Origin of the sequence: Polynucleobacter corsicus (genome assembly GCF_018688255.1) — a bacterium.
GTDB lineage: Bacteria > Pseudomonadota > Gammaproteobacteria > Burkholderiales > Burkholderiaceae > Polynucleobacter > Polynucleobacter corsicus.
Genome location: NZ_CP061314.1, coordinates 637,619 through 651,495, shown reverse-complemented (window position 1 = coordinate 651,495; position 13,877 = coordinate 637,619). Strand labels below are relative to the sequence as shown.

General features: G+C 44.3%; 13 protein-coding genes and 1 pseudogene. 6 read left to right on the top strand and 8 right to left on the bottom strand.

Features of this window, described 5'->3' with window-relative positions; genetic code table 11:
• Nucleotides 1–56 precede the first annotated feature (56 nt).
• From flhF to C2747_RS03485, 3 genes are read left to right on the top strand one after another with little or no spacing between them, the layout of a single operon-like run.
• Nucleotides 57–1,433, top strand: coding sequence for a flagellar biosynthesis GTPase FlhF (gene flhF, locus C2747_RS03495; RefSeq protein WP_215332460.1), 1,377 nt, complete (start codon nt 57–59; stop codon nt 1,431–1,433).
• A complete protein-coding gene (locus tag C2747_RS03490) occupies nt 1,430–2,233 on the top strand; it encodes a MinD/ParA family ATP-binding protein (RefSeq protein ID WP_215332458.1) in 804 nt (267 codons plus the stop codon). The genes flhF and C2747_RS03490 overlap by 4 nt, the downstream gene beginning before the upstream one ends.
• 5 nt (nt 2,234–2,238) lie before the next feature.
• Nucleotides 2,239–2,937, top strand: coding sequence for a FliA/WhiG family RNA polymerase sigma factor (locus tag C2747_RS03485; RefSeq protein ID WP_215332456.1), 699 nt, complete (start codon nt 2,239–2,241; stop codon nt 2,935–2,937).
• Between the two features lie 29 nt (nt 2,938–2,966).
• Here the strand turns inward: C2747_RS03485 and C2747_RS03480 are convergent, their stop codons facing one another.
• Genes C2747_RS03480 through C2747_RS03455 form a run of 6 tightly spaced genes read right to left on the bottom strand, consistent with a single transcriptional unit; the run spans nt 2,967 to nt 7,695 of the window.
• A complete protein-coding gene (locus tag C2747_RS03480) occupies nt 2,967–3,356 on the bottom strand; it encodes a hypothetical protein (RefSeq protein WP_215332454.1) in 390 nt (129 codons plus the stop codon).
• Nucleotides 3,357–3,677 carry a flagellar biosynthesis anti-sigma factor FlgM gene (locus C2747_RS03475; RefSeq protein ID WP_215332452.1) on the bottom strand — a complete coding sequence of 107 codons (321 nt, stop codon included), beginning with the start codon at nt 3,675–3,677 and terminating at the stop codon, nt 3,357–3,359.
• 43 nt (nt 3,678–3,720) lie between these two features.
• Nucleotides 3,721–4,419 carry a flagellar basal body P-ring formation chaperone FlgA gene (gene flgA, locus C2747_RS03470; RefSeq protein WP_215332450.1) on the bottom strand — a complete coding sequence of 233 codons (699 nt, stop codon included), beginning with the start codon at nt 4,417–4,419 and terminating at the stop codon, nt 3,721–3,723.
• Nucleotides 4,420–4,458: 39 nt separating this feature from the next.
• Nucleotides 4,459–5,742, bottom strand: coding sequence for a hypothetical protein (locus tag C2747_RS03465; RefSeq protein ID WP_215332448.1), 1,284 nt, complete (start codon nt 5,740–5,742; stop codon nt 4,459–4,461).
• Nucleotides 5,742–7,310, bottom strand: a complete 1,569-nt coding sequence (locus C2747_RS03460) for a hypothetical protein (RefSeq protein WP_215332446.1) — start codon at nt 7,308–7,310, stop codon at nt 5,742–5,744. The genes C2747_RS03465 and C2747_RS03460 overlap by 1 nt, the downstream gene beginning before the upstream one ends.
• Nucleotides 7,303–7,695, bottom strand: a complete 393-nt coding sequence (locus tag C2747_RS03455) for a hypothetical protein (protein ID WP_215332444.1) — start codon at nt 7,693–7,695, stop codon at nt 7,303–7,305. Before C2747_RS03455 ends, C2747_RS03460 begins: the two co-directional genes overlap by 8 nt.
• Nucleotides 7,696–7,846: 151 nt before the next feature.
• Here C2747_RS03455 and rpoN point away from each other — a divergent pair, with 151 nt between their 5' ends.
• Entirely contained in the window at nt 7,847–9,235 is a 1,389-nt protein-coding gene (gene rpoN, locus C2747_RS03450; protein ID WP_215332442.1) for an RNA polymerase factor sigma-54, read from the top strand.
• Between the two features lie 210 nt (nt 9,236–9,445).
• Entirely contained in the window at nt 9,446–9,922 is a 477-nt protein-coding gene (locus C2747_RS03445; RefSeq protein WP_215332440.1) for a Dps family protein, read from the top strand.
• Nucleotides 9,923–10,278: 356 nt separating this feature from the next.
• Here the strand turns inward: C2747_RS03445 and C2747_RS03440 are convergent, their stop codons facing one another.
• Both C2747_RS03440 and C2747_RS03435 read right to left on the bottom strand, forming a co-directional pair.
• Entirely contained in the window at nt 10,279–10,488 is a 210-nt protein-coding gene (locus C2747_RS03440; protein WP_068949841.1) for a BrnA antitoxin family protein, read from the bottom strand.
• A gap of 11 nt (nt 10,489–10,499) precedes the next feature.
• A pseudogene (locus tag C2747_RS03435) lies at nt 10,500–10,739 on the bottom strand (BrnT family toxin); the annotation flags it as partial.
• Nucleotides 10,740–11,689: 950 nt separating this feature from the next.
• Here C2747_RS03435 and katG point away from each other — a divergent pair.
• Entirely contained in the window at nt 11,690–13,840 is a 2,151-nt protein-coding gene (gene katG, locus C2747_RS03430) for a catalase/peroxidase HPI (protein ID WP_215332438.1), read from the top strand.
• The last annotated feature ends 37 nt before the right edge of the window (nt 13,841–13,877 follow it).

The following is a 13,877-nucleotide window of genomic DNA, read 5'->3' as shown; positions in this document are numbered from 1 at the left end:
ACGCATTGTTAATTTCTCATCTTTATTTCGTATTTTTCATACGCTAGGTAATTAATATGGGCCCACAAAAATTTACCGCCGCTAATTCTGCTGACGCCTTAAAAATGGTGCGTGAGAAAATGGGCTCAGATGCGCTAGTGCTTGCTACCCGGGATGTACCAGAGGGAGTAGAGATAGTGGCTATCTCGCCAGATGCCCTGGCTCAGCTCGCAACACAGCGCCCACACCCAGCCAGCCCCATTACAAACACTGCAGCGACTATAGAAGAAGTGCCAGTCGTTGCGGTACCAACCCCAAGCTTTAATTCGATTGCTAGCTCGATTGCTAATCCTCCAGCACCCACCTCAGGCTCAAATCCTGATGTTGGCGGCCTGGTTATTGCGGATGTTATTCAGACCGAGCCGCGTGCGAATGTAGTTGATCACCAATTAGGAGTTAATCCAAGTACTGAGCAAACTCCACGGGTTGAAAAACTGATCGCCGAAGTTGAAGAAGTGAAAAAAATGCTGCAGTCACATTTGGCTGGCAATTACTGGGGCAATCTTCAACAGCAATCCGCTAGCGCTGCGGAGGTCACTAAAGCATTATTAAGTGCTGGCTTTTCACCAAAGCTTTGCACTCAACTCATGCAAGATCTGGATGGCTGCAATAGTGTTACTTCGCTATTAGGTATGGTCCAGAAGAAGCTTGAGCAAATGATTCATACGATTGACCCGATTGCTGCTTTTGACCAAGGCGGGGTATTTGCTTTCATTGGCCCGACTGGCGTTGGTAAAACGACTACGGTTGCCAAAGTGGCTGCGCGTTGCGTGTTGCGCTATGGCCGTAACCAAGTCGCCCTGCTCAGCACTGATACTTACCGTATTGGTGCACAAGAACAATTAAAGGTCTTCGCACGCATCCTCGGTCTACCCGTAATCTCCTTACGCGATAGCGAAGATTTAGCGAGTAAATTACAAGAGCTTTCTCAAAGAAGAATCATCTTGCTTGATACCGCTGGTGTAAATCAGCGTGACGTTTTGATGATTGAACAATCACAGCTTCTGAAAGAAGGTTCACGCCATGCCCATCGCATTTTGGTAATGAGCTCTACGACCGATCTTCGTACACAAGAAGATGTAATTACGCTACACAATCAGGCATCAAAAGAAGCTAATCAAACTGGTATTTTAGGTGCGATTATCACCAAGACCGATGAAGCAGCCCAAATTGCCCCAGTACTAGATTCATTAATTCGTCATGAATTGCCATTAATGTTCCTCTCTAACGGCCAGCGTGTTCCTGAGGACTTAAGTCAAGCGAACGTACCTTATTTGGCGCACCGTGCAATGCGTCCCCGTCAACTGAGTAGCAATCTCAGTGTTCAGGACGAGCAAGTGCCAGCTCTTATGGCTGATTACCTCAATGACTGGACGAAAAATAACTTTTCATGAGCCTTTCTAGTAAACCACCAAGCATTGGCAACACAGATCAAGCAGAGGGCTTACGCAATCTTTTTGGAAATAACCTGCCAAAAGTATTTTTTTTAAGCAGTTCCCTAGATCCAGATAGCACAGCTGCGATTGGTCTTGGTGTTTCACACGCCTTAAGAAGATCTGGATTTAAGGTCTTACTGGTCGATGAAGTGTCATTTCATAACCGCCAAAGATTGAACTCCCAAATCTACAGCACTAAATACGATTTAGGCCAGGCACTTTCTAATTTAGTTCCGTTGGAAAAAGCTGTTTTGCAAGTTGAAGATAATCTTTGGTTTACGACTGCCTCACGTGCTCGTCATTACTTTGCAAGCAAACAGCTTGTACGCCCCGCTTTGGACATCCGCACACAAGAATTTGGTCTCGGCCTTGATTACATTGTTGTAGTCAGCGACGATCCAGCGCCTGCGGTAATGCCATTTCTAAGCGCCAACCTCAATCACATCGTCATAGCCTCTTGCAGCAAAAGCAATCAAGCAAAAGCGATTGCCCTCATTAATCAACTCATGATTAGTAGTGCTGATGAGCCTGCTTCCATCATGATGGTTGGCGGGAATGATCGCAATGAAGGCGATGAAGCCTTTCGAGCGCTGGCACAAGAAGCTTCTGCAAAGCTCGATATCTCCTTGTCTCTTTTACATTGCGTAGGTGCTCAATCTTTAAGCGACTTTAATGATGAAGCTTCAACTGCAGCTCAGGTCGATCCCATCATTCCGGCTAGCTTATTTAGGCATATTGCCCACCAAATCAGCAGCTAATTACGATGCGACCTTACGCAGGAAATCCCTATCATGCAATCAGCCTCGATGAGGCCATTAAGTTGCATGCGCCATTAGTTAAAAAGATTGCCTATCAGATTGCTTCCCGTCTGTCTGCCAATGTTGAAGTAGATGATCTCATTCAAGAAGGAATGACGGGTCTATTAGATGCTCTACAGCGATATCAGCCACAGCCAAATTTAAGTTTTGAGGTGTATGCTAAAACACGAATTCGGGGAGCAATCTACGATTCGTGCAGAGCAAATGATATTTTGCCAAGACATCAGCGCGACCAAATTACCGCCCTTGAAAAATCGACTCGATCTTTAGAGCAAAAGCTAGGTCGAGCGCCCGAAGATACTGAAATTGCAGACGCTGCCGGTCTCACGTTAGACGAATACTTTAATGTCGTTGCGGGAGCGGTCAATCTCACGCCAATTGATGATCTGCCTGATGAACTCATTCCACCGGACAAGCAAAATGATCCGATGCAACTCGCGTCCATGAAGCAATTAGCTCAAGGCTTAGAAGTCTTGCTGAAAAAGCTTCCAGAGAAGGAGCAATTAGTGATGGCCTTGCACTATCAAGAAGAATTGTCTTTTAGAGATGTCGCTACCGTTTTAAATCTCACTCCCGGCCGAGTGAGTCAACTCCATACCCAGGCAATGATTCGTATTCGTGCGGGCATAAAAAAAGACGCCTAAGCGTCTATACAGTATTGAGGCAGAGATCCTTAGACTTTTTTGGAGAAGGTACCAGAGCCCAGGCCTGGCACATTACCAGTGCTTGAGTAGGTGGCAGAATCTGACTGCTGTGCAATGAACGCTTGTAGCGCTGCATTCTTTTGTGCGGCTAAGCGAATGAGTTCACCATTAATATGATGATCCACAGTAGCTTCCTCAAGCTGAGTCTTTACTTCTTCTTTGAGTGGTGAAGGTAAAGCATCCATATCAATACGTAGTTGCTCTACACCACCAGGATAGGCATTAAGTTTATCGAGTGCTTGCTGTGCGGCGGCAATCGCATTTGGTAAAGCATCAATATCTTCAGCCTCTAGCGCAGCACGTAATAATCCAACGGCACTAGCTACTTGCGAAATTTGAAACTGAATGGGATTGTTCACTTAGAACTTAGAAGAATTACCGGCAGCGGCAACTGCTTCCCGCAAAATCAGCTCAGCAGTTTTAGGAAAATCTACCTTGAATTCACCCTGCTCGATCAGCTTTCTAATCTTCTCCAATGCATCTGCATCAGAGATAGAGCGGGCACTCGAAATAGATACAGTGCTGGCTGCTGTAACTGCTGGATTGAGATCTAGATTTACTCCAGCATTGGGGGTTTTAGCAGATGAAGTGGAGTCAGGTGCGGACGCAGAGCCACCCTGAGTGCTTTTCTTCGCCTCAGTTTGACCTGGTAGTGCCGATCTGTTCTCGTTAATCTTCACGCTATCCGTTCCTTGCTAACTTCATTATTTACTGTATTTACAGCTAGTTGATTTTAATCTCAACTGTCGAAGGGCCTATTACTTTGCCCTGTAGAGCTTGTCCATCTGGCATTTTGACCTTGACGGAGTCGCCACTGGAGCCCCCGGACTGGGCAACTCCAGAACCAGCAGCCTCAAAGCCAGAACCCACAATCTTGACCTTAACCTGATCACCTACCCTTATTACGGACGATTCACGTAAATTGTTTAGGAAAATTGGGTTTCCTGGAGCAATGGGCCGAATCACCTGCCTACCCAGGGCATCTTCAGGCTTTTGGACAAATCCATCTGGCAAATCACTTAAATCGCCCTCAGAGAGCACAAAATCACCTTGAGAAAGCCGGGAATTACCCTGAATCTGACGAGAGGAGACTAAATATTGCCCAAAAACCTGGATTTTGACAGGTAGTGAAACAAACCATTTAGCCCCTTTATTGCATCTGACAGGGATATTGACCCTGCCCCAGAGTCGTGTACGAGTAGGCAATTCAATTTCATATCCCCCTGGGCAGTCAGGCACTTTAATACGGGGATCAACATACTCAACTGAGGTTTTGTAGTTCAGCATCGCCGGATGCTTGGCGACTAAAGTCCTGATTTCCTTATCCAGCGCTGGGGGCGCCTGAGCAAAAGCCTGTCCCGCAAAGAGGCTAGCGCCCAGCAAAATGACTTTCAAGACTGAAAAACTGGTGATTTTTAGCAAGACTAACCTTTATTAACTAGATAAACATGACTGAGTGAACTAAACGGCTAACCAAGAATACGGGGAACTCGCATCATCTAAGGCTATTCCCCTCATCCAATATGGTCCAGATAATACCGATGGGAGCGCAAAGCTATTCATATTCATAATCGGAAACACCTCCTTGGCATACAGAACCTCATGAGTGCACCCGCTACTAAGTCGCAATACTTTCTCGCAACCAACTGCAGATCCTAAAGCATCGTCAGCAGCAAACTGACCATCCGTATTCGAAATGGAGAGTAACTGAGCCCAGCTGACGACGTAATAATCTGAGCCACGCTTAAATGGCAAAAAGCGCATGCGTTTTAAACTAGCTGGCATCGTAATTCTCAAGCGATCCTGCTCTTGCTCGATCCTGCCCTGAGCCCTTGAAATAATCTCTCCTGCCAAACTCATATTCACTTCATCGCATTGCACTCCATACAAGTCAATGAATAAAGTAAGCGCCTGCTTGTTAGCTACCAATCGCTGGGCTTCTGGCAAGATGCTGATCGCACTTAACAAAGTGTTCACTACCTCAACATCAGCTAAAACACCATCTACTACCATCTCCGGAGCCATGTCTACCAGAGCGCTAGCTAAAGTAATTTGACCTAAAGAACTTAAAGCATCTTGATGTTCAGACAATAGAAAATCAATTGATTTATTTAATGGCAAATTTTGCACGCTCAGCATCTGCCGAATACGCTGTACGAGATTTAATCCTGCCCGTCTTTGAGCCAGTACCGCAGCAGCAGAAATAAATTCTTTTGGGTTTTTCTCCAATAATGCAGCTGAAGTGGAAGAATAGTCATCACTCGAATCATCTTCCACAAACCAATTTTCAGGCAATTCTGCAGCTAGCGGAGTAAGCACAGGGGAAGTTGCCACAGCATCGAGGCCCCATTCATTAACCATCGACTTCGTTTGGGGGGACTGGAAAGACGTACCGCCTAATAAGGCCACCATATCACTAGAAAGGCGCTGAATCTCTTCGGCATATACGGGAGATATCACCATGTCATCAGACTGCTCCAATGCAAATAAAGCCCTTTTTAATAATCCGACCAGATTTTGAGCAATTGGCAAAACCGATGGCTGCTCAAGCGATAGCTGACGTGATACATCATCGATCAGTGCGCTTAATTGCGATAAGCCAACGCTACCTAAAGCGTCAGCTAAATCGCGTGCATGTAACCCGGCTTGAGATAGGGCTGGAGGATTTGCCTCGATAGACCAGGTCAATCCCTCATAAGCGCGATTAATATCTGCAATAAACAGACTGAGGTAATCATTTGCCACTATCGTTCACCCAAACCATAACTCGTTAGAGTTGTCGTCTCTTCAGGTATAGCGCCATGCACCACCTTATCCAAAGCTGCGCCCATTTCCTCTAGAACGCCTTCCATTCTCTCGATCTGACGCTGTAATTGTGTCAACGCCAAAATCAAGCCTTCAGAATCCCTTGAGATACGTGAAGCATCTTGCAGCTCAAAGTGATATTTTTGAGAAACAACTTGATGCATCGTATTACTCATACCACCCAATGCAAGCTCTAAATGCTCCACAACTGTATTGAGCCGCATCGACTGCTCTGACAGGTTCATTTGCATCGGCATACCAGAGTTATGCAGACCTAGCTGAATCGCCTGCTCCCTTAACGCAACAATCTCGACCTTTATTGCGGCAATTTCAGCATCGATTATTTGGCTGGGATCTGGTAACTCTTGGATTTTTTTACGACGTACAGAATTTTCATCGGCGAGAACGCCATGAAAGCGCTTAGTTGCCACCAAGACTTTTCCACCTAAATCGGCAATTTGATTTAATGCAATTTGTGTATACGGCAAAATATCGTGCGCGTCCTTTAAGGACTCCCACTTCTCCTCATCGAGCTCACTCTCATCAATACCGCCATATTGATTGCGCTTGCCGTAGGTAAAGTTAACAACTAGCGCAGCTAGCAAGCTTAACAAAGTCAAAATCTGTGAAACCTGAAGCATTAGTGTTTGATTACCATCGCGTGAGAGCGCCTCCAAGCTATTGGCATAACTGCCAATGCCATTGCGATCTTGCGTAAGCTCTGCCACCTTGGTTCTCGCGGCAATAAACTGCTCTACAGCCTGCACATAATCGGCAGATTTAACATACAAAGGGATTTTTTTAAGTGCCTTATAGATCTCCGCTTGGCGTGGATTGAATTTATCGCCACTTGCTAACGCATCTAAAGCATTTTTTTGCTCTGCCAAGACCTTCAAGCTAGCCATCATTTTGTTAAGGGCAGCAGTATCTTGTGAATTTGCTTGCCACTTATATCCAGCATCCGTCAATTCTGGCAAAGTCTCAGCAATTTTCCGGTATGGGGACTCCTTGCGGATACGATCAACATTTAAGAGCCCTTTTTCTCCAGTCAGCTCCTTAAGAGAATCTATGCCAGTTGAGAGGCTCACTAATAGCTTTTCATTGCTGGTCAATTGCTTAAGGCTATCTCTTAATACAATTAATTTAGCGCGTACATGTTGATCTGACTTTACTTTTTCCCCAACCAGCTTCTCAAGTGTCGAATTCAATTTATCACTATCGATATTCTTATCAATCTGCTTTAGTAATTTATTGGCACGAATAAAGTAATCAGCATTAATTTCTTGAGTTGAATCGCCTATCTGCTTGGCAGAAATAAAAAATTCATACCAGGTCTTTACTTGCTTTGCCTTTTGCTGAGTTTCAGCGGCCACAATCACTTGTTGACGCTCAAGCCAATGACCGACAACTAAAGAAATGATGCACAACCCTAGAAGAAGTCCAATCAAAAGACGTTTGCTTGCATCTAGACTCATCTGAATTCCGGAACCGCCCCACAATTTAGACATTTAATTCCTCCGCAGGATTTACAGCGAGCAAAATTTGATCTCCATACTGAATCGATAAATCAGAATTCATATTCGCCTCAAAAGGACCAAACGTTTTTTCAACTCTAAATCCAACAGCGGTATCTTCACTTGTCTTTAAGACAATCACCCAAGGCAATACTTGATTTTGGAGTAATGAGGGGGAGCGCTCAAAACCACACTCCAACAATCTCTCTGGAGGTAGTAAAAAAATAGGTGCGCCTTCGTGCACCTCAAGTCCATACGGATGTTTTTGTTTGTGACTATCTGGGGGCGAATAAAACACAGAGGTAACTAGGCCAAGAGGGATCGCCAGCTTATATTGATCAACCTCGAATCCAAGCCACTGCATTAAATTACTTTTCATATATAGATAGATTCTTGGGGCAAATACGGGTATGGACAAAATTTATAACAATAATGCAGATAATAACCATAAAACCTGTATTTTTATACTTAAAATGTAGCTATAAAAATTATATTTAAGATAAGTAACTATTGGTAAAAATGAAGTCCAGATGAAGATATCACTCGGTCAACTTCAGAGCGGCCAACTTACCCTTACTCCCCAGCTTCAAAAAGCAATTAAATTATTGCAAATGTCCTCGCTCGAGATGGAGAAGGAATTGCTGGCTGCTGCCGAAGAAAACCCCTTCCTTGAATATGATTCAAGCCCAGAAGAAGAGTATCTAGAGGCCATACCCGAATTTTCACATCGGACCTCATCCACCCAGGCTCAACGTATTGATCCAGAGGACATGGATCAGTTCGCAACCATAGCCGAGGAGCTTACTTTACTTGCCCACCTCATGTCTCAAGTTGGCACTTCAAGGGTAAATGAGTCCCAAAGAAAGATATTAGAATATTTGGTGGGCTGCCTTGATGACCGCGGCTACCTTAGGGAAAGACTAGATGAGCTCGAAGAAACATTGAGTCCGGTCTTGGATCCTGCCGATGGGGAGGCGGCCGACCAAATTCAAGCATGCTTAAAAATTCTGCACTCTTTAGATCCTCCAGGAATCGGGGCCCTTAATCTTGCCGATTGCCTATCAATTCAATTACACAGACTTCCATCTGCTACCCAGGGGTCTACAGCATTCAAACTATGTGAAGAGATTATTTATTCACACCTAGATTTAGTTGGTAGTAAAAATTGGCTCAAACTTAAACAGATCACCAAATGCAAAGAGAATGATCTAAAGCTTGCACTAGAGATGATTCAAAAACTCAATCCCTCCCCTTGTGATGAATTTATTTCAACTAAGCGACAAATTATTACGCCCGATGTCATTGTAAGAAAAACTAGCAAGGGCTGGGAGGCTATCCTCAATCCCAATAATCAACCTAGAGTCTCTTTGCGCTCAGAGTATGTGGGGATCATTAAGAACCAAAAACCGAGCCCCGAGAATGAAGAATTCTTTCAAAAGTTTGGTGAAGCAAAAATTCTAATTAAGCAAATTCATCAAAGAAGTGAAACTATCCTAAAGGTAGCAAAAGCGATTGTGCGCAGACAGCAATCCTTTTTTGAATTTGGCGATCTCGGTATGAAACCGCTATTACTTAAAGAGATTGCGGAGGAAGTGGATGTACATGAATCTACTATTTCGCGAGTCACTAACGAAAAGTACCTCACCTGCATTAAAGGCACCTTCTCTCTCAAGTATTTCTTTGGGGCTCAGGTTGTGCAAGACGAGGGTATGAATCAAGTCTCATCTAAGGCGATCAAGGCGCTCATTAAGAAGATTATTGAGGCGGAGCCAAGTACAAAACCGCTATCAGATGGCGCTATTTCAGATATGCTGGCTAAAGAAGGCTACCAAGTAGCTAGGAGAACGATAGCCAAATATCGCGAGGCCCTACGAATTCCTCCGGTGAGCCTGAGAAAAACTTGGCCCTCTAAAAAATAGCCGCAATTACCACCCGACCACAAGAAAATGCCCCGCACGGTGCAGGGCATTATTTGGGTTTGGTGACCCGGGGCGGAATCGAACCAAAAACGAGGATGTCCAATCCAGTAATTAATTTTAATATCACCATATCCTTTAGCTATAGAAAGGTGCATGATTGATCAATGCATGAATTCACAACACAGTTTTTTAAAGAAACAGGGGCATAAAATGAGCACAAAGATAGATATTGGTATCAACGAAAAGGATCGTAAAGCTATTGCCAAAGGATTGTCAGAACTTTTGGCTGACAGCTATTCCCTCTATTTGATGACCCACAACTTTCATTGGAATGTGAAGGGTCCAATGTTTAATACTCTTCACACCATGTTCATGGCTCAATATACCGAGCAATGGACCGCACTGGATTTAATAGCAGAAAGAATTCGAGCGCTTGGAGAGCCAGCACCCGGTACTTATAAAGAGTTCTCAAAGCTCAGCACCATTAAAGAAGTGGATGGAGTGCCAAAGGCGATTGATATGGTTAAGCATCTTGTAAAAGCTCAAGAGGCTGCATCAAGAACTGCTCGCAAGCTTTTTCCCCTGGTAGAAAAAGCGAATGATCAACCAACTGCCGATCTACTGACTCAGCGACAAGATATCCATGAGAAAACTGCCTGGATGCTAAGAAGCCTATTGGAGGAGTGAATCCAATCAATATCGTTTTAAACGACATCATCCCAGCAAATAAAAAACCACCTGAGGTTTTTTAGAATTCTTGATGACCCAAGATTCATCTGATTAGCGGGGGCGAACGACGGGGCTCGAACCCGCGATAACCAGAGTCACAATTGAGGGCTTATATCAAGAGATATTTGGCTTACAAGGTGATTCATGGTTACTTTTTCAATTTTTCAACTCAATAAAATCAGAGGGTTACAAACCCTAGTAACCATGAAAAGGTAAATTCTCTTGAGTAAGCTGAAGGAGTCTATTTTAAGATTTCAACAGCGACCAACAACTGCCATCGACTAGGGCTCGGGGTATTTAACCCCACCTCCAAACTACTTCCAACTAAGGTTTAACTTCTTATGAGATGCCGCACAATCACGCAAATAGAGATTAATGAGGCTTTGATAAGGAATGCCCACTTCTTCTGACACGGACTTAAAGTAGCTAACAGAATCTTCGTCTAAACGAATCGTAATAGGCTTCTTGAGCATAGAAGCATATGGATTTTTACGAGCTTTTGAGAAATCATATTCTTTACGCATGTTCATCACCTTTAATAAGCTTTTGACTCTTTAGGCGTCGCCTTACGAGCCGAAATAATACGAATGACATTACCTTCACTTCGATAACAATGGCAAACCAAAATTGTCCGAAGTGCGTGGCTTACGCCTAGCAAAATAAATCTGTCTTCATCCTCCGAATGATCGGGGTCGGAGATTAACTTAGCCTTTTCATCGTAAAACACAGATTTTGCTTCTTCAAACGAAACGCTGTGCTTTTTCCGGTTAGCCGAAGCTTTTCGGGGCTCCTATTTAAATCTTAATGAAGTCATATGTACATTGTACATACAAATATGAGAGCAAGTAACTGGGTTGAATAATTCACAATAAAATAATCTTATCCACAAAAAGCAAAAGCAAATACTCTGCATAAGTAGGGTATTACTGAATTTGGTAACTTGAGGCCGATTGCCGTCAACCAGTCTTTTGATATTCCGACTTGCATCAACCTGATTAGAGGCAAAACATAAGTATCACTATCTGGTTATGCAAGTCATATTCTATATGGCTCCCAAGTCTTTTTCGGGAATTATTTTGCAAATAGCGCCCCTATACTATATGGCTTCCACGTCGGCCGTTCCCGAAAAATAAGCAGCTACTAAAAACTTCTATTCTGCAATAAGGCGGCTGATTTAGGACCGTTAGCTTGGCCTCTTTATCTGTATTAATCGCAAGGCAGCTATAAGGTGCAGAGCTTCATTCGCCTTACTTAACCGCCGCTGGCAGAGTCCGACTCACTGGGGACTTGAGCGTTAACCACCAACAAGCAATCATCTTCATTCCCAACCATCTGGATCAGCATGGACTGAAAAAAATGATTTGAATTTTGTTATCGATTTAATCGATTACTAATTATATATTAATTCATTAGACAGATCAATTGCTAAGGAACAAGATAAGCCCATCGCAACACAAAACACAAGGGGATTAAAGATGACAATTCAAAATCGATTGGCTGGGATAGCAGAAGGCTTGTATTTTCTTAAATATCAATACGAAAGGGATTTGGTAAGAAATTCGAAGCCTGAACCCATCATAGGAGATAAATGATGAATATTCTTATTGTATTTATGGCTGGTGAATAGATAAGCCAGCCCAATATATACAAACAATTGCTTTATCAGTTAGTCTGAACTAGTCAAGGTTGAAAAACCACAAATGATTTACCTACAAGGAGATCTAAATGACATCACAAGGAATGTGCCCAGTTGCTCACGGCGCCAATACCGAGTCAAGTAACACCCCCATGGCATGGTGGCCAAAGTCACTAAACCTAGATATTCTTCATCAGCAAGATGCCAAGACAAACCCTATGGGCCCCTCTTTCAATTATCGAGATGAATTAAAAAAGCTCGATGCGGGTGCTCTTAAGCAGGATATGAAAGAGCTGCTACTCAATAGCCAAGATTGGTGGCCAGCAGATTGGGGTCACTACGGCGGTCTGATGATTCGTTTGGCCTGGCACTCTGCAGGTAGCTATCGTATTGCTGACGGTCGCGGTGGAGCCGGCACAGGTAATCAACGCTTTGCTCCCTTAAATTCATGGCCTGACAACACTAATCTTGATAAAGCGCGTCGACTCTTATGGCCTATCAAAAAGAAGTATGGCAATAAAGTCAGCTGGGCTGATCTGATGATTTTGGCTGGCACGATTGCTTACGAATCCATGGGCTTAAAAACATTTGGCTTTTCATTTGGCCGTGAAGATATTTGGCATCCAGAAAAAGATATCTATTGGGGCTCTGAAAAAGAATGGCTACAAAAGAGTGGTGGTGAAGGTAGTCGCTATTCTGGCGAACGAGATTTAGCCAATCCTCTTGCAGCAGTCATGATGGGTTTAATCTATGTAAATCCAGAAGGCGTAGATAGCAATCCTGATCCATTAAAAACGGCTCATGATATTCGAGTAACGTTTGCTCGAATGGCCATGAACGACGAAGAGACTGTTGCTCTAACTGCAGGCGGCCATACCGTTGGCAAAGCGCACGGCAACGGTAATGCGGCCAATCTTGGGCCAGCGCCAGAGGGAGCTCCGATTGATGAGCAGGGTCTTGGCTGGATGAATCACAAGACTCGCGGCATTGGCAGAGACACCGTCACCAGCGGCATTGAGGGCGCTTGGACAACACATCCAACCCAGTGGGATAACGGTTACTTCCATTTGTTATTGAATTACGAATGGAAACTGACTAAGAGCCCAGCAGGTGCCTGGCAATATGAACCCATCAATATTAAAGAAGAAGATAAGCCGGTTGATGTTGAAGATGCCTCTATTCGTTGCATGCCAATGATGACTGATGCGGATATGGCAATGAAGATGGATCCAGAGTATCGCAAGATCTCAGAGAAGTTCCACAAGGATCAAGCTTATTTCTCCGAAACGTTTGCTAGGGCTTGGTTTAAGTTAACCCATCGCGACATGGGGCCAAAAGCGAGATACTTCGGCCCAGATGTACCTCAGGAAGATTTAATCTGGCAAGACCCAGTGCCAGCGGGCTCTAAAGACTATGGCATTGAGGCCGTGAAAACCAAGATCAAAGCCAGCGGTCTATCTATCAGCGATCTAGCGACCACCGCTTGGGATAGCGCTCGCACTTATCGCGGCTCAGATAAACGCGGTGGCGCCAATGGTGCACGCATTCGTTTGGCGCCTCAAAAAGACTGGGCAGGCAATGAGCCAGAACGTTTGGCAAGGGTTCTATCGGTCTATGAAAAAATTGCCACAGAATCCGGCATTAGCATTGCCGACACCATCGTACTTGGCGGCAATATCGGCATTGAACAGGCCGCCAAAGCTGGAGGGTTTGATATCAAGGTGCCATTTACACCAGGCCGTGGTGACGCTACCCAAGAAATGACAGATGTAGAGTCATTTGAAGTTCTTGAACCACTCGCTGACGGCTATCGCAATTGGTTAAAAGAAAACTATGTTGTGATGCCAGAGGAAATGCTCCTAGACCGTACGCAGTTAATGGGACTTACTGCCCAAGAAATGACTGCGCTGGTAGGCGGAATGCGTGTACTAGGCACAAACCATGGTGGAAAGAAACACGGGGTATTCACAGAAAGAGAAGGTGCATTGAGTAATGACTTCTTCGTCAATCTAACTGATATGAATTACGAGTGGAAACCTACCGGCAGAAATAGCTACGACATTGTTAAGCGCAATACAAGTGACACGAAATGGACTGCTACTCGAGTTGATCTGGTATTTGGCTCTAACTCTATCTTGCGCGCCTATGCAGAGGTGTATGCGCAAGATGACAACAAAGAAAAGTTTGTGAATGACTTTGTTGCCGCCTGGACTAAGGTCATGAACGCAGACCTGTTTTAATTTATACGGCAATAACTTTGCATTAATAAGGGAGGCT